This is a genomic window from Shewanella algicola (genome assembly GCF_014648035.1).
GTDB classification, from domain to species: domain Bacteria; phylum Pseudomonadota; class Gammaproteobacteria; order Enterobacterales; family Shewanellaceae; genus Shewanella; species Shewanella algicola.
On record NZ_BMQI01000064.1, the window covers coordinates 1 to 23,075 of the forward strand.

Sequence of the window (23,075 nt, forward strand, 5' to 3'; positions counted from 1 at the left end):
ATTAAAAATCGATAAGCACAACATATAGTGGTTGGTTGTGCTAAGTGGATAGCCCTTACATAATTACAGTGAAAGGTAAGTATGCTAACCGGTATCAAATTACGGGCGAACCCAACATCTAATCAAAAGTTGATCTTAAGTCAGTGGATGGGTTGCGCTCGATTAATTTGGAATGCCAAGGTTGATGAAGAAAAGTATTACCGCACTTTTGCGCGAAAATATCATCCGATTGGCACGTATGCTCCTGTTGATCAGAAAGCATCGCAATTCAAATCAAAAGAGCTAACGCCTTGGCTGTCAGCTTGTCCTAGCCAGATAATCCGCAACAGTGCTGTTAACTGGTATCAGACCTACCAGAAATTTATGAAAGGCAGTTGACATGCTCCCCGCCATGAATGACGGGGATTCCTGAATACAGGCGATAATAAATTACTTTATCATCTACTTTCTGCTGCTGATCGCTAATGCAATTCACTTCACAGACGCTACGGCTCTGCCCGAACCTGATTAATTACTTATGCCGCTTGCTCTAATTCGCGTAAATAGCGATTTAGGATCACTTTAGCAGCGTTTTTATCCGCATTATCTGAATGACCGCATGACAGACAGATAAATTCTGCCTGAGTTTTTCGGTTATTCTTTTCTGTATGACCACAGCAAGCACATTCACGGCTAGTATTTCTAGGATTTACTTCACCGTAAATCCCGCCTTTCCATCGCATTTTATATTCAAGTTGGCGACGTAATTCATGCCAGCCTTGATCTAAAATGGATTTATTAAGCCCTGATTTAGCCGCGACATTCTTGCCGTGATTTTCGCTGTCACCTTTCGCTGATTTACTCATATTCGCAACTTTTAAAGCTTCACAGATAATCATTGCGTGGTTCTTGCAGATTTCAGATGTCGCTTTATGTTGGTAGTCGTTGCGAATATTGGTAATGCGTTGATGCAGCCTGCTTACTTTGAGTTTTTGTTTCTTCCAGTTCTCGGAGCCTAAAGTCTTTCTCGATAACTTACGCTGTTCGATAGCTAACTTATCTTGATAGGACTTAAAAGAATGGACGCCATCAAAAACACCCTCGTTACCACAACAATCAGTGGATAAGGTCATGTTCTTGGCGATACCCATATCAATGCCTGTCATTTCACCTGGTACGTGCGTTGATAGCTCAATCTCAACCAAGCACATGATAGAAATATGCCACTCACCAACTGCATTTAGCGATACGGTAGCATTACGCAATTCACCAATTACAGGTTGGCTATTGTGGTAACGAACCAGGCCTAAGCCGTTAGGTAATTTGATATGTTTATTTTGGATATTGATTTGCTTTTTGGGCGCTGGGAACCGCATTGTTGAATGGTGCGATAGTTTGCGCGTGCGAAACACTGGAAATCCTCGCTTACCTTTTGACCATTCATCCAGTGCTTTTACAAAATCACGCTGACGTTGCTGTAAACAATCCGTAAACGCATCATCCAACCATGCCCGATGATTAAGTTTTTTCCATGATGTTAGTTGTTTGTTTAGAAAAGCAGAATTAGGAAAAGATTTTTTAAGCAACTTGCGATCTTGATAAGATAAATTATTTAGGTGCTCATAAATTGCTTTTTTGTCCGTGATTGCCACTGATTTTTTAATAATGTTAAGCACATAATCAAGGCTATCATTGAAAACCACACGCCCGCATCCCGCCATTTTAGCCAGTTTTTTAGCTTGCTCTGACGTTGGTTCTAATTTGAATCTGTAGGCTTTTTCAATTTCCACTTAATTTCAACCTTAGTTTGGCGTTCTAATTGGAGCACCGTTGAATGCTGATTTTACATGGTCTATTTGAGTAAATGATATGTTTAATATATAGTTAAATAATAAACTCAGTCAAGGTCTATTTATGGAATTAAGAAAAGGCAGGCATGTTGTTTACATGCTCCACGCTCATTTGATATTTATCACAAAATACAGGGGAAAGGTTTTCACCAGTGAGCATCTAGATAAGCTAAAAGAGATGATGGGCGATATTTGCAAAAATCATCAAGCAACATTATCAGAATTTAATGGTGAATCAGATCACGTACACTTACTGATTGATTATCACCCGGCAACGTCATTATCTAAATTAACGAACGCACTAAAGGGAATAACAAGCCGTGAAATGAAAAGGCACTTCCCAGAGTTAAATCAGGTTGCATGGCGTAAAAATGCCCTTTGGTCTCCAAGTTACTTTGTTGGATCGGTAGGTGGTGCTCCTATCGAGGTTTTGCGCCAATACATAGAACAACAAAACAGACCTCACTGAACTCGCTTTCCCCGCCACAGGTGACGGGGCTACTCGCTCGTTATCAAGTTAAGCGCTAGATTTGAGCGGGTTTATTTGGTGTGCGGTAAATGTGGACACACTGACAATGCAGATAGCAACGCATCATTGGTCATTAAAAAACGGGCAATTAATCTAATTTTAGACACTGGAACGGTGTTGTCTGACGATGGAGTTCTTCGAACTAAGTCAGATAGTGGGCGTGGAGGAAATCGTAAGACTAGTCGAGTCAAAAGCTCGACTAGCGGTGTCCAACGAAGCGTCAAAAAAGAAGATTTAGCGGCTTAGGCTGTTATCTTGGAAGCTCGCTGCTTTAGTTGCGAGTAGTTCACAATAAGCCAGTCGCGAGTATGTTAATGTCAGAATTAAATGGAATTAGTACTAGGATCATGCTCTTTTACTTAGGGCGTTCTGTGGTCACAAAATGGCGCTTGACTTTTTGAGCGTAAATCGTGTCAATAAATAGTGTAATAGCTATTTTATGTGCTAATATTGTTTCAATAAATTAGTTTTACACTCTTTATTGAACCGAAATGGATGCATTATGCCTAAAGCAATTACGCTTCAAATTAACTACGCTTTTGAGTGGCATGATGTTGCGACTATCGAGTTTGCAGAACGCCTTGATTCAAACTTTTGTCGACTGGACTATGAAACAGATCATGTGTTTGCACACTATGATGATTTTGCAGAAACCGCAGTCAGCGTCTCTTTGCCAAACGACACCATGCCCTATCGAAATAATAAAAACTGGTTTCGTTTTTTAGATGACATTATTCCCGCAGGCTCAAGTCGTAAATATTGGCTACGAACACTGCGCTTGCTCGATGAAGATAAGCTTACCAGGAATTTTATCCTGTTATCTCAAGGTACTATCGCACCGATAGGCAATATCAGGGTGAAAGAGTCGGTACCCGCTATTATTATGAACCCAATACCAGTAACGTTTAGCGTTGAGGATGTCTGTAGGCTTGAAGTCGACTTTATCGAATACGCACAGGCCAATGGAGCCGCTGCCGTCGGAGCGTCTGGTGCTGGTGGTGCGGCGCCTAAATTACTTCTTCGTTGTGATCCAGCTGACAGAGTGTGGATCGATACCTTTCAAGATAATCCAAGTAATATAGACACCCGATACTTAGTTAAATTTCCAAGAGGAAGCGCAAGTATCGACCACGATATTTTAAGGGCTGAGTTTCACTTCTATCACGAACTTAACGCGCTTGGTTTCGATACTATACCCATTGATGAAATGCGGTTGATAGAGAGCGAGCGAGGTCCATCACTTTGGTTGCCAAGGTTCGATGTTGCAACAATAGGCAATAAACAGCAATTGCTTGGTATGGAGTCAGTTTACTCTGTTTTAGATATTGCTCCAGCGACTATGATGGAGCATGGCGAGGTGATCCGCGCTTTGATAGAAGTGTTTACTTTAAAAAGCGATAACAGTGAAACAACAACGTTTCTCGATGTAGAGGATGGAATAGCCGCGTTTGTTATCGAGTGGGTTCGCAGGGACTTGCTTAATATTGCTTTTGGTAATTCCGATAATCACGGTCGTAATACGTCATTCATCAAGCAGAACAATCACGTATCCCTCGCGCCTATCTACGACTTTGCCCCCATGAAAGCCGATCCAGAAGTGATATCAAGGACTTTTATATGGGGGGCGGGCCTTGAATTAGGTGGACAATATGACTTTGTTAAAATCGCTAATAGTCTTGCCGATCTTATTGAGCCAAAAGCCCTTTTAGATGCATTGGCTCAAACAGCAATAGAATTAGTGGAACTCAAGCAAAGGCTGGGAAACCGAGGTGTTCCCCAGTCTATTCTCTCTTTCCCAAGTATGGGGTATGAAAATTTAGAGAAGAAATTCAAAACCTGGAAACTACTATGACAGAAAAGGCCAAAATGTTAGCCCAAGATAATCGTCATGGCCGACTACCACTTTCTGCGAAGCGTAAAAAATTTCCGAGCTCTGTCAAAGATGAGCTTATGAAAAGTATTTGCATTGAGCTTATTACCAGTCAGATCACGACGGGTAAGGCTTTGCAAAGGTTGCGTACTGAAATGCTATTCGCTAATCAAGAGCAATATGCCAAAATGGTTGGCATTACAAGGAAGGCATTATCTGAGATTGAGGGAGATAAATCGAAAGCTAGCGCATTAGTTTTAGGCAAAGCCCTAAGGGGGGTTGGACTGGAGTTATTAGTCTTACCAAGAGATAAGTTTTTACAAGGTGAAATCATCAGTTATCAAAGCGCAACTGATGGTTCTGGCAGTGAATAATCAAAGTTTGGTGTGGGAACTGAGAAAAAAAAGCAACCTGGTCTTTAAAACAAGAAGCCAATTGCTATTTAAGTAGACGTCTAGATCTATCCTTTAAGCCATCAAGAATTGTATCCCTTATATGCACTGGAAAATCTTTTGGTAACTGTGAGTTAACTTTAGTGATGACTGAGTCAACTGAATTGGCTATCTCATTCATGATATCAGCCATAGTTGCAGTATCAAAGCCAACGGCTTTTGCGGTTTGAATAAAGTGCCTTGGGAAAATCTGTGCTATTTGGTACTTCTTACCTTTTGTCGCTTTAAGCCCCATAGCCAGCTTTGCATCGCGAATATTTAACCCTTTACCACCAAACACAGGATACAAAGATAAAATATCGTAAAAAGGGGTTAGTCGATATCCGCCACCCGCCTCAATAAAAAGTGAGAAATTTTTAGCGTGACCATCGGTTGCCGCTAATAGCCAAAACAGCACCTGAGACTTCATGAAGTTAACTCGATCTTGCTCTGAATTGGTGGAGCCCAATAAAGATGACATAATCTGCTCAATATCGGGGCCGCCGTGGCTTTCATATTTTCTCGCTAACGGAATGTTTAATGCTTGGCAAAAGTCCTCTTGGGGCAAACGCATAATCCATTTACCATCAGATGAGAGCCTACGGTCAAAGCGTTCCACAGCAAGCGCCTTAACATCACCCACCTTAATGACAGAGCACTGCGGTACATCTAAACCAAACTCCCTCACAATCATCATACATAAGTATTCGTTTTCAACACTGTCAGACATCTCAAGAGTGTGTGAATGACTCTGTATCGAACCTATGGGTAACTTAATGATGTGCGTTGTCGGGGTCGCCTTAATAGGAAGCCGCCACCGTCCCTCTAGATTAAGTAAGGCCGTTTTTTCTTGGGCACCTGCTATCGATATTCGAAAGTCATCCTCATCGGTTAACATGCCTAGTGGAATATTAGATTGATAACCCTTTAGCACTCTTTCCAATTCTTGATCCGATAACGGTTTAGACTCAATTTTTTTAATATCAAATGGCTGCTGATCATGCTGTATGAACTGTAATGCACCAACACTGTCTTGACCGACTTTGGCCAATAAATCGAATGCTTGGGTCGATTGAGCATTATGGCGAGCAACAATTCTGTTTCTCACCTCTATATTATCTGGGAGTAGATTATCGAAGAAATTGTAAACCTCATCACCTTTATATGCTTGCTTGCGCAGTGGCATAGACAAAGAGATGGGACGACTATTAGCGGTATCTAACCATTGCTGTTCATACTTAAACAGATGGGAGCCTGTAGTCGATTTAGTTAACTCTCCGACTAGGTAACCATTCATATAAACATCAAGGATAGCCATTACCACTCCTCCTTCCATTCTTGCTCAGTCGGTATGGCTTTATCATCTACAAGTTCACCCCCTAACTCTGGGTTTCTAACCTTAATGTCTAGCTCAAGGTTTAATGCTGATAATATTTTAAACAGTGTTTCTAATTTAGTAGAGTCAGGGTTCTGCTCAAAGCTAGAAACCGTATCCTGACGAATGCCGACCTTACTAGCCGCTTTACTTTGCGATAGCTTCATATTTAGCCGCGCATCTTTAAGATACGCACTAAGCTGCTTTGAGTTCGTCACCTTCATAATCACTTTACCTATATAAACAGTCCCAATATCACTTTACACGCTATAACAGGTAAATCAAGTTTTACACGCCATAACCGTTAAAACAACCTTTACACGCCACAACCGTTAAAACAACCTTTACACGCTACAGGCGTTAAATATGTGATTACATGCTAACGCGTGTTGCCATAAGAGAGACTGACCAAAAATATGAATGAATAAAAAGAAATACCAAGGGGGAATTTGCCCATAAGAATATCAGATTACAGACCAATTAAAGTGGTAAACGTACAAGAGCAAAATCGTTGGCATCCTACGTTGAAAAATGTGCTCCCAGTAAAACCTTTAAGTTAATGGGTACACAAGGCTCATCCGCATTAGAGCAAACCAATATCGTGATGCCTTTGTATTTCACGCAGTATTTACCACTGAGATGGTAAAAGCGCGTTGCCTAGACCCCGAGGTCTACAGAAAGTTACTTTATAGGTGACAATCTGTGGACTTGATTCCTGCCATTCGACATTTATGAACGACCATATTAAAGTTTGATAAAAATTTATATCATCAACAACGGTAACAACCCAAAACGTTGATAATTTATTTGAGAACGAATGTCATTTTTTGATAATAAAGTTTGATCATTTTCCCTCTCACTTTTGGACATTTTTAAGCTAACAGGATTAACTAGCTCTTACCAGAACATGGACGCGCTAGCTTACTGTCATACAGCCTTGATCTACAACGAGTTCAGGATTTAGCACTGCCTAATTATTAACTCATTGGTTAAAAAGTCTTTCTATCGTTTTCATTGGTAGAAACATGCGAATGCGTCCATTATGTTCACACAACACTTCAAAGCCAAATTTTGTATAGAATGCCTGTGCTGGATCAGTGAGACAGTCCACGACAATAGCATAAGCCCTCATATGGTGGTTAACTTCCCAAAGGTACTTCAAAGCACTGATTAAACTGACTTTTCCTAGCCCAGAGCCGTGAAATTCCTTATGCACAGCTAACTGAGCTAAAAGAAACACTGGAATTGGGTATCGAGGAAGTTTCTTTGCTAGTTGCTCTGGTAAGGTTTCTCGATTGATTGAGCTAGGCGCAACACTGTAAAATGCACATATTGCAAACTTCTGATTAAGCAATGGCTGAGCACTAGGGAGAATCATTGTTCGACTAATACCTGCTTCCATATGCTTTGCTGCTTGAGTTTTGATAAATGTATTTAGCTCTTGCTCACCACAGTCGAATGAATTTCGGTCGTGATATGATTTACTAAGTTCTACGAACGCTTTACCCCAACTCACTTGATACCGCTCTCATCTGTGAATTTTGCAGCATTCAACAAAGCTTGATTTGGCGATTTTGCTTTGTTACAAGCAGCCATAAATGTGTCAAAGACACTATCTTGAACCACGATACCTTCGTGCTTCTGAATTACGTTTGTTGCATCTTCGTCCATAAGCCTAACTACATATTCAGTTAAACTTTTCAGACCAAGCAATGCTGATGCCTTTTCTGCTTTCGCTTTTATCTCTTCATCAAGACGGATATCTAAACGTGCTGTTGCCATAACCCCTCCAGTGTACGGACGTATTCCGTAAAGAAAGAGATTATAGTTCAAACATTGAACACATTCAACTTGTACGGAAAGATTACGGATTATAAAAAGCGTAATAATCTCGATACGACACTGAGATGCATTAATTCGTCGGGAGCTGAGTTCAGATAACTCTTAGTATGGCAAATGCACATTAACAACATGTGAATGAGTATTTACTACACTTTAGCGAATAAAGGGGTATAAATATGTTAGTTCTTAACTGGCTTCTTTATAAAAAACGCAAAAAATATCAAACTATATTATAAATGATCAAACACTATTAAGAATTATCAAACTTTAATATAAACGCACAACTTAGGCTTATCAGTCGTGGATACTATGATGTTCATTTGAGGTTAGGTGAGTTTTCTGCTGACTCATAACCTATCGCATAGAACAAGCGAAAAAATGGCCACTATTGTATCCATTAATAGAAAACCAAGAAGCTCCACTAAGATTTGGTAAAAGCCATAGGTAAGTGGTGGGCAGCTTGGTGGGCAAACAGGCATTTTTGAACGCGCCGGTTCTCATTCTAGCGTAGCGGTATGCTTCGTAAGTGTGTCTCGATTGTTTCAATCATCGACTTGATAAGTGGTAAATGCGCTTTTTCTTTCGCCCATACCTCATGGAAGCTTGCAACGGTTTGCTTGGTGGTATCTAACACCAATTTTCTAGCTGCATGGTCTTAGCGGCTAAGCGTGATAACTCATCCAACGTGAAATCGCGAATTTATTGCTACCGCTAACCTTGAGCACCTATAGACTTATCCATGAGCTTAGAGCCATTGACTTTTAGCTTCTCCTGTTCCGCTTTCAACAAAGCCTCATACTCAGCTTTAGCTTCTGGATTTAATAATATTTTCTGTTTAAGCGCATCTAAGCTAGTCATCGTCATTTCCATTTTTTATTTCATATTGATTGAAAAAATATTAAGACCTTCAGACTTTAATAAGCCTGTTGCTACGAGCTTTTTAATTGAGCGTGACACGTTAGGTTGATTTAATGAGTTCAGGGCAAAACTTCATTGCTAGCTTCCAAGTGAACCAGATATCTGTCTTTGATTTTACCTCTTGTGCTCTAGAGGTAAAATCTCAATACCATTTAAATAATATGATTGAAAATAAAAAAGTTTCTCGAAAACTAAAGCATTTCCCTTACCGTCACTATTGCTCAAACAATGACTACGCTCCAATCATAATAACACATTCTCCATCTGTAAGACGACAACTAGAAAGCCAACTTAGCGTCAATTAGAATACGCCTCATAGGTCATTATTTCATCAGGCCCTTATATTATCAAGGACAAGCCATACTGGTACTCGCTTCGCTCGCATCCTTGACAATACAAGACCTGAAGAAGATTGGTTTAGTATGAGGTGTATGGATCACCCTGCGAAGTTCATAGTCCATATAGCTCAAATAATAGACGCCCTAATTGACGCGACATCTATGTGTTAATTGACGTGATATATCATCACCCGATCTGGATTTTCAATAAAAGTGTCTTTTTACTCAAGAGGACTATCAAACATTAAAGGCTTCTTCCTTCATGGTTTGCTCTGCCCGACTGATCCCTAAACGCTGGGCAACTTGCTGCCACTGCTTCACTGTATTTAACACCTCATCGTAGATTTGCATTGCTTCGATTTGAGTTAGCCTGAAAAAATCTATTACATCAAAAGCAAGCTGGTAATCCAATGCATTGTCTGACTCTGTAATGTTCAAGTGAAGGCCTTTTTTACCCACTATGGGGTTTAAATCGTAAGCAGGTGATAGCTTCCAACCCTTGCCGGTTAATAGAAAACCATGATTACGAAGATGATCATCTGTATTAGACACCGCAATATTAAATACTATTCGTCGCCATAATTGGGCAAGATCTGTTTTCGTTTGCGAGCCCTGATTGGAAAGAAACTCTGCTATTTCAAGATAGCTAGCTCCGTGTGAATGTTCACCATCATAATACTGGAGTTGAGTCATTGCTGATGAAAAATGCAGACGTTTGTCACCAATCCGATCAAAACGTTTAGTCAAAAAGGTATGGTGCTTCGTTGAAAGTTTTCGGATCTCACTAGGAGAAACCTCAATCCCGGCCGCTAATGCAAGTTCGTAGCACACCATCTCCCACGCACCAACATCAAAGGTGTCATTAATATTTGGAAATTTAGCAATCCACAGATGGGTTTTCTCGTCTGTGACGCAGGCTTTTGGCCTTGCACCACCCAAAGAGGAACCCGGAGAAATTAGCATTCTCAGCCAGTGATAATATTCGTCACTGTCTATATTGTCGTCTTTTTCAATTTGAATAGCAGCATGCTCTAACTCACGCAACGATGCCATGGGAGGCGCAGCGAAATCGTCGTTGTTATCCAAAAAATTATGAGAGCCCACTTTTTTAAAGCGGATCCCCCCCATGCGGTAGGCATCATGTACACCAAGCAAATAATCAAGCTCCGTTACACGATTACTAGGTCTAATACCTTTACGATATTCGATAACCGCCCTTCTCTGCATAAGAATACGTCCCCAACGATCTGGCGATGAATCTAAAAAAGCGCGAAAGTTTTTATTGGCTTCATCATTATATAACTCACCAGCATGCAGGGTAAGCAAAGGGTCAATTTGCAAACAATAAGGTGATGTTAAAAAGGCTTTGTCATAAGCAAAGCTAAATACACCGCCTCGACTTAGATCACTATAGGCCAATTGACCTATTAATAACGGCTTTTCGGTGGGATGCCAGTCAGCATACACCTCTACCCGTTCTCTGCTCATTTTGAACCTTCCAGAAGTTTGATGTTTTGGAGTTTGATACCTAATTCGTCATGCGCTGCCATTTCAGAGAAGTTGTTCTCCATGCCCATCACGGCCATAATTTTCAAATAAGTACCAATCGCAACACCAGGATCACCAGCAAATACCTTGTTCACCGTTTTATGGTCAAACCCGGTTCGCTCGCAGAGCATTTTTTTTGTCAATCCCCGTCGCTTCAACGCAAGCAACAAATCTTCACCAAAGAGAGTGAGAATTTTGAGCTGCTTTGGAAACAGCACGCTGTGTAAGTCTCGCCTTGCCATAAAATCACCCAGAATAGGACTGAATTCTCATTTTAAAAAAGATAATAGGAATATAGTCCAACTATTATGAATTAGCAAATTGAAGTAGAACACATTGTAGGACTATATTCCCATATTTAAGTAAATAATAAGAATTCAGTCCTATTTCGAAGTAAATGCGGCGATGCAGGGCAGATAACAGATTGGCGTCATTTACCACACACGTTAATGGTTACGTCACGTGCCAAGTCATTAATCTTGTCACCTTTTTTAGCAGCGTTTTACGACTATTGTTATTTAAATGTCCTTTTAAATACACAAATTGAGGTGAACTACCCACCGACGCACTTCGTGTCGATCAATGGGCTTCTGCAATCTAGTTTTTAAAGACTAGGTTGCTTTTTTTTCTCAGTTCCCACACCAAACTTTGATTACTAACCCAGAAATTCCACCAGGTGGAAAATGGCGCAGTGCTTGTCACCGCTTGCTTTCAACCTTCCCCTTAGCAGCGACTGAAGGTTGCAAATGAGTCTTCAGGAAAGGTGTTGTTTCTTGCCAATAGTGGCAAACCATTTCGCGCTGCTCAGTTGTCAGAGCTTATGGCTAAATATATTAAGCTCGCCGATATACGCAAAAGTGGAGCATGTAATCAATATCGCCATGCTGCGGCGACTCATATGGTAGATAACAGCGCTGATATTCGTCATGTACAAGCCTTTTTGGGGCATGCGGATTTATCGACTACCCAAGTTTATGTTCATGTAAGCATGATGGAATTACGTGAAGTGTATAATAAGACACATCCGTCGGCTCGTGATTAGCGTTGGCTTGATAAAGGCTTCCTTGTCGGAGCCTTTATCGTTTAGCCGCTATTGATGGGCCTTTAAATCCAATGTGACTCATACTATATGACAGCCGTAATGCCTTTCTTATCGATAATGTTTAATAGGCGCAATGCAGCCCCTTGAGGCTTGGTTTTGCCCTGTTCCCACTTCTGAACACTTTCGCTACTCATATTGAGAACGGTAGCAAGCACGCCTTGGCTAATGTGCTCTCATTTTCGTAATAGTTGAATTCTGGCAGCGGTCATGTCTTCTTTCTTTGCACTCATCGCGAGGGCATCAATTTTACGCATGGTGAGTTGATCAACAGAGCCGTTTTCACTAAAGCGCTTCGCCATTGCTTGCATGTTTTCTAAACGTTTATCCATCATTTCTAACCTCTCTTAGCAGGCCATCTAAGATGTTCTGCTCTGTTTGTTCGTCTGTAAAGCTCAGGAAGCTATCACCAATTAATTTATAGGTTTCCATTAACTTATCTGGGATCTCTTTGCCTTTTTTGGGACGTCCTTTTATCGCCAGCCATCTATAAAAAACAATCGGTCACCTTTTTGGATAGCGATCACACTTCAATTTGATTCTCGCTTGCCTTGACCTGGTGAAGAGATCCGTTTTTTATATAGGCTCCCACTTTGCAGCTCACCATCATGTAGACCATTATTCAGCTCATTAGCTACCTTTACGATGACATCGTCATCTAGCTTGGCTTTATGCATCAGCTTTTCAAATTCATCGGTGACGTATATTTTCACTGTGATCTCACTTACCCAAAGTGTGGTAAAAACTACCATACTTTTGGGAGGTGCAGCAATGCTTCAAATAATTCGTCTAGCTAAAAAACTTGTGTCTACGGTATTTGCTATGATAATGAAATGATTCTGCTCGATTAATTCATATGAACGGTCGGGTGTACGATTACAACATGGGTCGCTTCATGTCGGTGGATCCCTTGATCCAGAGTCCGACATAGACCCAGAGTGTTAATCCGTATTCGTATATTATGAATAATCCGCTCAGTGGGACAGATCCGACGGGGTTAGTTGACTTTTCCATTAGAGCTGGCCCATATTTGGGTGCCTGTAGCTAGCAATTTAACCAGCAATGTAAGCCGTACTCGCCAGTAGAAGTGATCAGTTGTGATCAGCAGTCTGTGCAATTGACACCAGCGCCACTAATTAGCCTTAGGCTAAAATGCTGCAGCCTCGAAATTAGCCTTAGGCTAAAATGGCCTAACCCCCGATACATATTCTCATGAATCGCGATCACCTAATACCATCTAAGCCGATCACCTAATACTCTCCATCGCGATCACTCAATACCATTGATGCCGATCACTTTTCGGTCAAAATGATATTGAGTGATCGGCTTGAACAGTATCGTTCAATTTTTGTACTTTTTATCTAGCCAGTAGGTGTTTTTAACCGTTATTCTTTTCATTTTTGATGATGAAAATGGCCTGCCCCCGAAATTCCACTAAGTGGAAAATGGGTATGTCTATTCGTCATAAGGATAAACGGTGCCATCGCCAATAAGCCCCTAAACCTTCACCCTTATCAATACGCACTGTTTGATTATCAAACAAAGCGTAGCATTGACAGTTTCTCCCATCATATATATTCCCATCAACGTTGTGGAAATAAAATAACGGTTCCTAGGTTACAAGCTTTGTAATTAGGTGAACTAAAAATTTGTGTACCTGTACCTAACGCTATCCGTGTTGCGCTATTTGTTAAATCTACTCAATTTAATTGAGTGCCTGCAGGAACACACTGCAGAGTCATTTTCCTAGAGATTAGTATTGATTTTTCAACAAAAAAAACTGTTTTCAAATGAGCATGGCGAAAAATGGGTTCGCGCACCCCGCCTTGAATTGACAAAGCAAAGTAACATGTACCAAAATTTTTAATCTCATATTTGGGTACATATTTTTATTAAGCACTGGAAGTCCACCATTAAATCCACCTCCAGTTTAATATCATTATAACCTCCATAGATATGCAGATTTATGGCAGCGAAACAAGCATGCACCCTCTTCTAAAGCTTCAGTTTTAACATTGTTTAGGGATATTTTAGAAATAAATGTAGATCTTGGAAACCTAACTTAAAATCCTGAACTTAATCATCTCGATTAATATGACTGTTCGTTATAATGCTCGGCAGCTTTGACGATTAAATCATGTTTTGCATCACTTTTTGCCAAATAGGTTATTGGAGACATTTTTTCTAACAAGTTGGAGGGGGTATGAAAAAACTGGATTTGCGTCCATTGATTATCGACACCAATGATACTAATCACCTTATCAATAAATCCATATAACTGACCAGATGGATCTATCTGCCATGTAGGCGCTAAACACCGCGATAAAACCGAATAAAATCGACCTTTAAACTACTTTTACCGAACTTAAAGTTCGGTGTTTTAGACTACCCCTGTCAAAAATGTGATCTAGCCCGCAAAAAACGAAAAAAAACAAGCAGAAATAAAACTTTAAATTCAATAACTTACAGAGCTCACCCCTTTCAGCGTCCAAAATGGCACTTGAAACGCACAAGAGTAGAAATGTTGAAGAGTAATGTAACTTTCTGAGCACTGATATCACCATATCGAGTGTTTAAAACATGTCGAAATTTTTTAGCATGACTCCAGGTTGGTCATATTCATTACAAATATGCTCACTGAAACATACTAAAAAATTAAACAGAGTTTAATTTTAAGGGAAGTTCAGAATGAAATATCAAAAAGTTAAAAAAGTACCTCTCAACTCACTCACATTACATCAACACCCACTGCTTACGTCGTTGTTAGTGAATGATAAGAGAAAGTTACCAGCGCCCCCTGACTACACGACCCTATCTTATGGAGATATTCAAATCTTGTTAGATACAACCCCTGTACCCGTTTTTCAAGATGAGAATGGGGACTCATTATTACTTATGCCAATGCCCTTTTTACATCACTTAAGGCTGCACCCGCTTTTCAATAAATTCGAAGTGACGCTCGTAAACTTCAAAGATCCAAAACAGGTTAGTCACATCATTAGCACCTTAAATATACTCAAACCGTCGGTGTTATATATCGACTTTAAACAACTCCCGAATCTACTCTGCCATCGAATTAACGCCGCAAAACAAGCTGACATACCCATTTTATCTAAAAAGCAACTGGCCCATTTCGCACAACTGTCTCCCAGCGCGATAAGGATTTAACACTATGACTAAAAAAACTTCATTAGCAAAACAAAATCGTAGCCAAAACTCCGGCGGAGTGATGCCTGATCCAATCAAAATCATCACAACATTAGTCAAATTTTGTCATCAGCTTAAAAGCAGCAGTACGAAATACGACAATCAGGAAAAACTGTTTATTGTGTTCTTATATCTATGGTTGACACATCAGCTTGATGTTATTGGAGGCAAGTCTGATGGAGAGGTTCAAATTGAAATTCCTGATTGTATCAAGGTCACCGCAGAGGCTGAATGTAAAGCACATACTTTTCGTAATTTGAAATATGGAAATCGATCATGGACAGAATATGCACAATTTTACCATACCAAAAGTGATGAGAAGATCTATCGGTGGCAGCCCATCCCGCCAAGCCTGCATCATATTTTCAACCCTTTTTTGTCAAAGATGTCATATGGCACCCCTTGGTTAACCCAAAAAGATAAGAATAACTTATTTGAGCTAATAAACAGCAAATGGTCAAAACCAGAGAGGGTCAAAGGCTTCCCTTCTGCAGTGAAACAGAGCTTTTTCAAGTATTTTACTCATTGTGTACTCATTGATAATTATTTAAGAACCATTGCTAAAAATGTGCTTTTGCCTGTTGATAAGTTGCATCATAAAAGTGCAAGTGATTACCAAGACCTACCCAGTGGTCAGATCCGAGCTCAAATATTTCAAGCACAGGAGCGTTTTTTAAGCCGTCTCGTTAAACAGGCAAACACACTCGGTTGGGGTGAGTTGCTGATCTTTTTTCGCTCTATTAAAAATAATAACGCGCCAAGAAGTCAGCGCTATAAAAGTAAAGTTCACCTGCTCAATGTCATTGACACAAATAATATTCCTGATGCACTCAAGAGTCAGTCAATTAGGCATGAATACCACCATACGAGCTATGACGACGCTCGTGAAATTGGCATTAACGAAGAAATCACGGTAGGCAGTATACGAATGATCGAAGAACATGTGGTTGCAGACGGGTTCAAACGTTTGGAAGAAGAAATTCTCACCGCGAAGCCAACTCAAAGTGCGACACTCGCAACCCACATTGACTACTACAACCTCTGCACAAATCATCTCGCCTTACTGTTCATTCTACTGTCTGGCGCTCGCCCTCATCATGCGATTTCCATCGAGAAACGACGTAGCTTTAACAATCAACAGGTTTGCATAAAGGACAAAGGGCGATTACGTCTACTCTTTCTAGGTGATTACCTCAAGCAACAAGTTGAGCACTATTTAGTCCTTCAGCAAGCATTGATATCGCGTCTACCAAAGGCCGTTCACTCAGAGCTACTTTGGTATCTGCTCGACCACAACGGTAACCCCACTGCATTAAGTGCACAATCAGTTAAAATTTTTATGCATGCAAGAATGCCAAACAATGAACCTTACATGTTGCGTCACCGGTTCTGCCAATGTGCGTTGACTTGTATTACCCCTGTCACATTAACGAATCACCAAATCGATCGACTCATGGGCCACTCTTCGTACGGCGAACATTTAGGCAGTGACCACTTATTTCCCGCCAGCATAAGACAGACGAGTGCGTTTTTAAACACACTTCCTGTGCGCTTTAATTTAAAAGAGATCAAATATGTTTAGTTTTAATATCGACCACATTTCGCGAGACATATGTGATTATTTTTGTCGCAACAGCAAACATTGCGCAACAAAGGATGATCTCAAATGGGTCTTTGAACATTGGCTCTCATTAATGGGTAACGCCAAGCAACCTGAACAAATCAAAACGCTCACCGACAACGATATCAATGTTATCAACAAATTCATTAAAACAGTTCCAACAGGAAAACAGAGACACTATAAACATGCCTTAGTCAATATTCTGACTTACTTCGCAGAGGTGCTGCATTGGCAACTTCCAGAAGTGAAAGAGTTGGCCTGGGAAGATCAAGACTTAACCTGGTTTACTAAAATCAGTAATTATGCTCACGAAGCTTTTCAAGTGCTTGGCGCATATTCACACAGTAAGGTCGCATTGTTTAATCAACGTTGCCAGCCATCCGCTGAATATGTTGCTCTTGCTATCGCAATGGAAGTGGCTCCATTTTCCATCCATTATCTGACGAGCATTATTAATGATCCTCACTGCGTCATCATTGAAGATACTGAGACCTACCTCAAAGTTGATCATTTAGGTGGATTGAATAAACAAAAGGGTGAAGATGACGATGTATTTTTTACTCGTTATCATTTACCACTCTTAGTGTATCGCCTTTTAAGCGACTATCAAAAAGAACCGATAAAAGGTTTAACAACCCAAAAACTTCATAAACGCCTTAACCAGCTCATGGAAGATGAGCCATTTTACCTCACAGCGAAGCCTGTTTGGCACTGGCAACATCTTTTTCAAGCGGTTTGGCATTATCGCGATTATGTCGTACCCACGTTGCTCAAAGATATTAGTTATCCTGAACGCCATGTGGCATTCGTTAAAGTTGAAACCACGCTTAAAGATACGCGACAACAATTAAAATCCATTTATCAATATGATTGGCGAGCACCACTCAGTAGCTCATCAACGTCTCAATCTCAAGAAGATGATTGGGCACACAAACGGTTGCTCAGCAACAAGCATGTAGATAAACAACTCGATAATCGTTTCAGTGAATTTGAACAACACAACATTTTACCCGCCATGCTCTACCGTTATGCCCAGGAGCTTATTGAACACGGCGGTGTCAATAAGTCAGTGTTGGCTGATAACACTATCTACAATTATACAACGTTACAATCAAAGCTAACTTCTCACCCCCTCTCTTATGCAAACGCCATTGACGAAGAAGCACTTCAACTATGGGCACGCCGGGTCTATGACTCACTTGAAAATGATAGAAGTCGACTTTATATGTTGTATTTTTTTCGTTTTATGCGCCATCAAGCCATCACTGATGGTATTGATTTCACTGAGTTTGATGCACCTACATCTTGTTCAAGTGTCGATGCCTATCGACTGAGTCTTGAAGAGTTACACGACATCACAGATGCCTTGCTCACTCATCAAGACGGACATCCATTACAGCGGTTGTTCTGTGCGGTTTCTGGCATTTTAGCTTATTTCGCCATGTTAAGGCGCGGAGAGCTCTTACGTTTACGGATCCAAGATATTCATTGTCTTCCAAACCATCCACAATGCTTTCGCATCTATATCAGAAAAACAAAAGAAGGGACGACTAAAGAGCATAAAGCTCGTACAGTACACACGGTTATTCCAGAGGAACTGGCTAAACTCGTGCGCATTGTACTTGCAAATAAAGCAATGTGTGATGTTAGTGAACCACTGATTGGCTTCACCGGTGAAAGTTATCATTCACGCCAATTGAATTACCTTTTACCACTGACAAAAGCCATTAAAGCTATCGCTGGTCATCATGTCCGGTTTCATCATTTACGTCACAGCGGCGTGCATCTTTTTATGCAGCAAGCCTTGCATATGGCTTACGATTTAGCCCCTCAATTGACAACGACTTCTGCTGCACTTCAGCGATTACTAACAGAAGAAGTCGTCAACGCTCGTTTCGACTACTGGTTAGAAGGTCATCATTTTTCACAATGCAACGACAATTTACTGTTTGATGAAGTATGTAAACAAATCGGCCATGAGAATTACGCGACGACTCGTTGGTCCTACCTGCATAGCATTGACTGGCTGTATCCCTTTTACAGACTTGGTTATGGCGCATTGCAACCTCGAGAATATTCACACGCAGAATTAAAATACATACTCAACTTAACACCGAGCTCTAATGATCTTTCCCGTCAATTAGCACTCATCAGCCCTAAGTACCGCGACAAAAGCCTAGCGCAAAAACAAAATAGCACAATATCGCTTACCGAAAATCAATTACGTCGCCACCTATTGGGTTCGAAGCGTTCATCGTTAAACGCTATCCCAAACAATATTGCATGGAGCACGAACTATGACGAAGTGGCTTTCGACTTCATCAAACGTTGGCAGGGCTCTTTCTCTACTGCACCCAAAAATTTTGTATTTTATCTCTTCCTTGAAATGCGAAAAGCAAAGCAATTGAACTGGCCACTGCTTAGCCAAATTTGGCACCAATCAGGTCGACATTTACACCCCAATATCAATAAAGCTCAAATGACAGCACTGTCAAATTTACCGGCACCCACAATTACCACAAATGAAACCGGTCAAGCGTTAACACTGACATTAGCTTGTAATGTCAAAAACTCACGGCACTTTAAAACCGTCTTTAGGCAACCACAGTGGCGATGGTTACGACCAAGCTTCACACTCGTCATTAACCGCAAAACAAATAAAAATGTCCAACTTTCGAGACTGAAACAATATTTTGCCAGAGCAAAAGAGGAGTGCGTGGTCAAGAAGCAATCAGAGGGAGATTCACACTTAACAATCACTCTAACGCCAACGTTCACCCCGTCCAAGAGCAAAACTCAAAAGAATGCATTGCGCGTTAACAATATCGAATTCGTCCTTAAACATATTCAAATATATGTCAAACACATTCAACAAACTAAGTAGAGGTTATATATGGCAAAACTAATCATACCGGCAGAATCAAGTGAAGTTTTTTTAAACATCGTTAATCAATTGAATAAAAAAGAGAGTGACAACTGCATTAGCGTCTTTATCAATGCGAAAGCCAATAACGTGACCTTTATCGGCGGGATCTATCCAGAATACATGTTATGTAATGCAGAACTTGAACCAGGACATGGTTTAAAAAACAGCGAATTTGCTATCCCTCGCGATTTCTTTATTAACATGAAAAACCTCAAAACAGATTACTGGCAAGTAAATAACACCCCCCATATTTTACACCTCTCATACGAGAATGGGCGATACACTACTGTTCAGTTTTGTCTGTATTTAACAAAAGACATATTAACGAAAAACCAAGACTATCTTCCGATGGATATATTTGATCTTGATGTCGCCCACCAAAAACATATTGCGTACTTTAAAGCCAATAATCAACGCGCTTTTCAACGTGTCCCCGTCACAACGCTACAATATATTTTGCATGAAACACAATCTTATGTCCCCTTTGAATTTATTCAGTTTAATGGTGAAAAAGGAGAGCTACGCTATCAACGCAAAGGCGAAGTGAACGAAAAAATGCTGCCTGAACACATTAACCCCCCTTTATCTTTTGCTTTGACACCACATGCCGCCACGCAGTTAACACAGGTTTGCAACAATACAGAAAGTCCTGACATTGAGATCTGCATTGAAGGTGATGCCATTTCATTTAAATCACCCGAACAGTCTATGACATGCATACTCAGTGATATTGAGTTGTTTTATCAACGAGATATATACAAGCCTCAAACAATGTTGAATTTTCTAGCCGATCTATGGGCATTAAAGATGAGAAATGATGCACTTTGGAAACAACAGGAAATCAAAGCAGCTAACCAATGCGTGTTATTTATTGAGGGAAACGAGATGTTTATCTGCTCTATTTTAGACCATAGTAAGTCATTTAAACCCATTGCAACGAACATCAGCATAGAAGATCCATTGCTCTTTGCCTATTGCCCTAAAACGTTATCTGAACTTCATATCAAAAATGTGCTCAATATGACACAAACGCGAGCCACGCTAACAAAAGACAAACAAGGAGAATACAAACTCAATATTTATAAGAATTTAAAAGATCGCCTTCCTTACGGCAGTATTGAATTAAAACCAGAACAACCCAAACTGAAGCAATACCAAGCACTCAAGCGAAAGTACGATGAAACCCAAGAAAAACGATTTATCATTCAACCGGACCCCTCTGAAAAACAAGGTCAGCTAGCATTTGACGAGGTGGTAGAAGATCCATATGGTTTTGATGAGGATTAATGACAAATTGAATAAGATAAGTACAATAAAACACTGGACAAATACACAGTGGTAGTTGTATAAAGTAGAGGTGGTTAACTAATAAGCTAAAACATCAGCCTATTGGGAAACACAATGTGGTGATTAACTTGCGCGATTGGCAAGTTGAGTTACCCTAAAAATAGCAGTTGGGAGAGAGTGGCGGCAACCACTCTCCCCCGTACCGGCTGCTCCGACCTTTAATCCGAACCCAGCCGATGGCTAAATTCTAACGAATTCCATCGGATAGGGATAGATCTATTTGATGGAGGCCTCTTATGGCTCAAATTCGTGTTCGCCCCAATGGGCGTATTCAGTTCGACATACATCTTTATGGCTGCCGTTTTCGTGAAGGCACCAAATTGATGGCCACGCCCAAAAACCTTGCCAATGCCAAAGCCACACTCAAAAGAATGAGTGCCGAAATCGACTTAGGCACCTTTCAATATCGCGACTACTTTCCAAGCAGTAAAAAAGTGGCGCAGTTTGAAGTGCTACAACGCGCAGCTCACCCCGACCGCCAATACCCTTTCTTTGATAATGTTGCCAACCAATGGTTTGAACGCAAAAAAGCCACCTGGAAAAACAGCTACCAAGCCACGGTTCGCGCAGCATTAGACAAATACCTCATCCCAACGTTTGGTAATACCCTCATTAACGAAGTCACCTTGTCGCAGGTCGATTACTTTCGGCAGGCACTAAAAGAAGGCGAGAAAAAAGACGGTTCACGCCTGATGTCGAATCGGCGCATTAATTTTATTCTGTGGCCTTTGATTGCCATCGTAAGCCTGGCCGCAGACGAATGTAAATTCGAATACCCGTTACGCCGCTACAAAGCACTAAAAGAAGAAAAAGCCGAGTCTAACCCCATGACCATTGACGAGGTGCGCAAGTTTCTTGCGTGCGCCCCTAAAAAATGGAAAGACTATTTTATCATTCGATTCTGGACCGGTATGCGCAGTTGTGAGGTGCATGGCCTCGAATGGGAACATATCGACTTTAACCATCGCTTAATTCGAATTCGTCAAAACTGGGTAAATAGTGAATTGTGTGATGTAAAAACACCAAAATCACGCCGCGAATTAAAAATGTGCGACACCGTTTTTGATGCGTTTAAACGTATTCAGGCAGTAAAACCTAAACACTCAAACTTTGTGTTTGTGTCCCCCACGGGTCTCCCCCCCTCAACTCACTTTGTCAGCCGCAAATTATGGTTCCCGACGCTAAAAGCCGCAGGCTTAGCAGCACGTCGCCCTTATGAAACTCGCCATACTGCTGCTGTGCTTCATATCGCCGCACACGAAAACCCCTTGTACATCTCTCAAATGCTTGGGCACAGCGACACGCGATTACTGTTTGATGTCTACGCACCTTATGTGGCCAATGCATCACGCCTTGATGGCAGTGCGTTTGAATCATTAATGCGCAATGAAGGCTTAGCTTAATTCGAAAATGCTCCACATACCTGTGCAGCATTTTGCTCGCACAATGAAGTCACAATAACTTGTATCAGCAAGGGGTTCTTTATGATTTGTATTAACTGTTTTAAGAGTGGTCTATCAGGCATCACTGAACACTTTAACGCTCAATTTGCACACGATTTAGATATTGCATCATTCTCGTTTGCTAAATTACGTGAAATGCCGTCGGTATCGCTCAACAAAAATGAATGGTTTAACCTGTTTGATGACAATATCTCATCACAAACCATTATTCAGTTTTTTAAAAAATATCCGTTAGCCATACCGAGTTCATCTTCTAACCTCAATCAGCCTTGCTATAAAGAGCTTGCACGGTTTTTAGGGTTTACAGGTGAGCTGCCTGATTATCAATCACTGCGAGCTCGGCAATTACGCTTTTTTGCTCAATTTACCATGCAAGAATGTCAATCAACGCTGTGCCCTTGTGCATTTACTCAACTCAAAATAAATCGAGGCTTAAAGGAGCAACACAAGCTTCAAGGTAAGCTTAATCATATTTTGGCCGCAAGAAGAGAACATGACAAAAACCTAGTGTCATTAAAGGTCAAAGTCGACTATGTTCCTTCAAAGCTTGATTACAACTTTATCCTGAGTGCAGAATTTTTAGTCGCACGAAATAAAATCGAAACACGTACCTTTAATACGTCTGACAAACTGCTCAAACGAGCAAAGGTCATCCAAGCTTTGTCATATGCCCCCTGTGTCAGGATAGTTGTCGCCTCAGTTTTTCATAAAAATAAAACAGGGAGCGGTAAG

The 23,075-nt window shown here is 40.7% G+C and carries 21 protein-coding genes and 2 pseudogenes; 13 read left to right on the forward strand and 10 right to left on the reverse strand.

Annotated features, from left to right (window positions below; genetic code table 11):
• Nucleotides 1-81: 81 nt before the first annotated feature.
• On the forward strand, nucleotides 82-378 hold the full coding sequence (locus IEY42_RS19495) for a helix-turn-helix domain-containing protein (protein ID WP_223418515.1): 297 nt from the start codon (nucleotides 82-84) through the stop codon (nucleotides 376-378).
• A 137-nt stretch (nucleotides 379-515) separates the two neighbouring features.
• On the opposite strand, the gene IEY42_RS19500 is transcribed toward IEY42_RS19495, so the two are convergent.
• Entirely contained in the window at nucleotides 516-1,769 is a 1,254-nt protein-coding gene (locus IEY42_RS19500; RefSeq protein ID WP_188926921.1) for an RNA-guided endonuclease InsQ/TnpB family protein, read from the reverse strand.
• 124 nt (nucleotides 1,770-1,893) lie between these two features.
• Between IEY42_RS19500 and tnpA the strand changes: the two genes are divergently transcribed.
• The 3 genes from tnpA (at nucleotide 1,894) to IEY42_RS19515 (ending at nucleotide 4,602) form a co-directional block, all read left to right on the forward strand.
• Nucleotides 1,894-2,298, forward strand: coding sequence for an IS200/IS605 family transposase (tnpA, locus tag IEY42_RS19505; RefSeq protein WP_188741279.1), 405 nt, complete (start codon nucleotides 1,894-1,896; stop codon nucleotides 2,296-2,298).
• 562 nt (nucleotides 2,299-2,860) lie between these two features.
• Nucleotides 2,861-4,210: a type II toxin-antitoxin system HipA family toxin gene (locus IEY42_RS19510; RefSeq protein ID WP_188926922.1), complete on the forward strand. Its 1,350-nt coding sequence runs from the start codon at nucleotides 2,861-2,863 to the stop codon at nucleotides 4,208-4,210.
• Nucleotides 4,207-4,602, forward strand: coding sequence for a helix-turn-helix domain-containing protein (locus IEY42_RS19515; RefSeq protein WP_188926923.1), 396 nt, complete (start codon nucleotides 4,207-4,209; stop codon nucleotides 4,600-4,602). The genes IEY42_RS19510 and IEY42_RS19515 overlap by 4 nt, the downstream gene beginning before the upstream one ends.
• Nucleotides 4,603-4,666: 64 nt before the next feature.
• Here the strand turns inward: IEY42_RS19515 and IEY42_RS19520 are convergent, their stop codons facing one another.
• The gene (locus IEY42_RS19520; RefSeq protein ID WP_188926924.1) at nucleotides 4,667-5,977 is read right to left on the reverse strand and encodes a type II toxin-antitoxin system HipA family toxin; all 1,311 of its coding nucleotides are present in this window, start codon (nucleotides 5,975-5,977) and stop codon (nucleotides 4,667-4,669) included.
• Entirely contained in the window at nucleotides 5,977-6,258 is a 282-nt protein-coding gene (locus IEY42_RS19525) for a helix-turn-helix domain-containing protein (RefSeq protein ID WP_188926925.1), read from the reverse strand. Before IEY42_RS19525 ends, IEY42_RS19520 begins: the two co-directional genes overlap by 1 nt.
• 260 nt (nucleotides 6,259-6,518) lie before the next feature.
• Here IEY42_RS19525 and IEY42_RS19530 point away from each other — a divergent pair.
• Nucleotides 6,519-6,680, forward strand: a pseudogene (locus tag IEY42_RS19530) (AAA family ATPase); the annotation flags it as partial.
• 336 nt (nucleotides 6,681-7,016) lie between these two features.
• Here IEY42_RS19530 and IEY42_RS19535 read toward each other — a convergent pair.
• The 5 genes from IEY42_RS19535 to IEY42_RS19555 form a co-directional block, all read right to left on the reverse strand.
• Nucleotides 7,017-7,550, reverse strand: coding sequence for a GNAT family N-acetyltransferase (locus IEY42_RS19535; protein ID WP_188926926.1), 534 nt, complete (start codon nucleotides 7,548-7,550; stop codon nucleotides 7,017-7,019).
• The gene (locus tag IEY42_RS19540; RefSeq protein ID WP_229780191.1) at nucleotides 7,547-7,816 is read right to left on the reverse strand and encodes a type II toxin-antitoxin system TacA family antitoxin; all 270 of its coding nucleotides are present in this window, start codon (nucleotides 7,814-7,816) and stop codon (nucleotides 7,547-7,549) included. The genes IEY42_RS19535 and IEY42_RS19540 overlap by 4 nt, the downstream gene beginning before the upstream one ends.
• A 771-nt stretch (nucleotides 7,817-8,587) precedes the next feature.
• Nucleotides 8,588-8,734, reverse strand: a complete 147-nt coding sequence (locus IEY42_RS19545; RefSeq protein ID WP_188926927.1) for a hypothetical protein — start codon at nucleotides 8,732-8,734, stop codon at nucleotides 8,588-8,590.
• Nucleotides 8,735-9,369: 635 nt separating this feature from the next.
• Nucleotides 9,370-10,620: a type II toxin-antitoxin system HipA family toxin gene (locus IEY42_RS19550; protein WP_188926928.1), complete on the reverse strand. Its 1,251-nt coding sequence runs from the start codon at nucleotides 10,618-10,620 to the stop codon at nucleotides 9,370-9,372.
• Complete coding sequence (locus tag IEY42_RS19555; protein WP_188926929.1) at nucleotides 10,617-10,922, reverse strand: helix-turn-helix domain-containing protein; 306 nt, start codon at nucleotides 10,920-10,922, stop codon at nucleotides 10,617-10,619. The genes IEY42_RS19550 and IEY42_RS19555 overlap by 4 nt, the downstream gene beginning before the upstream one ends.
• Nucleotides 10,923-11,413: 491 nt before the next feature.
• Here IEY42_RS19555 and IEY42_RS19560 point away from each other — a divergent pair, with 491 nt between their 5' ends.
• Nucleotides 11,414-11,722 (forward strand): tyrosine-type recombinase/integrase, encoded by a 309-nt coding sequence (locus tag IEY42_RS19560; protein ID WP_268244278.1) that lies wholly within the window; start codon nucleotides 11,414-11,416, stop codon nucleotides 11,720-11,722.
• Nucleotides 11,723-11,955: 233 nt separating this feature from the next.
• Here IEY42_RS19560 and IEY42_RS22470 read toward each other — a convergent pair whose 3' ends face one another.
• Together IEY42_RS22470 and IEY42_RS19570 are read right to left on the reverse strand one after the other, a co-directional pair.
• Nucleotides 11,956-12,114, reverse strand: a complete 159-nt coding sequence (locus tag IEY42_RS22470; RefSeq protein ID WP_229780193.1) for a hypothetical protein — start codon at nucleotides 12,112-12,114, stop codon at nucleotides 11,956-11,958.
• Nucleotides 12,115-12,309: 195 nt separating this feature from the next.
• Nucleotides 12,310-12,492 (reverse strand): type II toxin-antitoxin system RelE/ParE family toxin, encoded by a 183-nt coding sequence (locus IEY42_RS19570; protein WP_188926931.1) that lies wholly within the window; start codon nucleotides 12,490-12,492, stop codon nucleotides 12,310-12,312.
• 131 nt (nucleotides 12,493-12,623) lie between these two features.
• On the opposite strand from IEY42_RS19570, the pseudogene IEY42_RS22735 reads away from it, so the two are divergent.
• From IEY42_RS22735 to IEY42_RS19600, 7 genes and pseudogenes are all read left to right on the forward strand, one after another.
• Nucleotides 12,624-12,776 (forward strand): annotated as a pseudogene (locus IEY42_RS22735) (RHS repeat-associated core domain-containing protein); the annotation flags it as partial.
• A gap of 1,691 nt (nucleotides 12,777-14,467) precedes the next feature.
• Nucleotides 14,468-14,947 (forward strand): hypothetical protein, encoded by a 480-nt coding sequence (locus IEY42_RS19575; RefSeq protein ID WP_188926932.1) that lies wholly within the window; start codon nucleotides 14,468-14,470, stop codon nucleotides 14,945-14,947.
• Nucleotides 14,948-14,951: 4 nt separating this feature from the next.
• Entirely contained in the window at nucleotides 14,952-16,568 is a 1,617-nt protein-coding gene (locus tag IEY42_RS19580; protein WP_188926933.1) for a hypothetical protein, read from the forward strand.
• Between the two features lie 112 nt (nucleotides 16,569-16,680).
• Nucleotides 16,681-19,491, forward strand: coding sequence for a hypothetical protein (locus tag IEY42_RS19585; RefSeq protein ID WP_188926934.1), 2,811 nt, complete (start codon nucleotides 16,681-16,683; stop codon nucleotides 19,489-19,491).
• 9 nt (nucleotides 19,492-19,500) lie between these two features.
• Nucleotides 19,501-20,820: a hypothetical protein gene (locus IEY42_RS19590; RefSeq protein ID WP_188926935.1), complete on the forward strand. Its 1,320-nt coding sequence runs from the start codon at nucleotides 19,501-19,503 to the stop codon at nucleotides 20,818-20,820.
• 296 nt (nucleotides 20,821-21,116) lie between these two features.
• A complete protein-coding gene (locus IEY42_RS19595; protein WP_188926936.1) occupies nucleotides 21,117-22,283 on the forward strand; it encodes an Arm DNA-binding domain-containing protein in 1,167 nt (388 codons plus the stop codon).
• A gap of 81 nt (nucleotides 22,284-22,364) precedes the next feature.
• A partial coding sequence (locus IEY42_RS19600; RefSeq protein WP_188926937.1) for a hypothetical protein occupies nucleotides 22,365-23,075 on the forward strand: 711 nt, incomplete at its 3' end.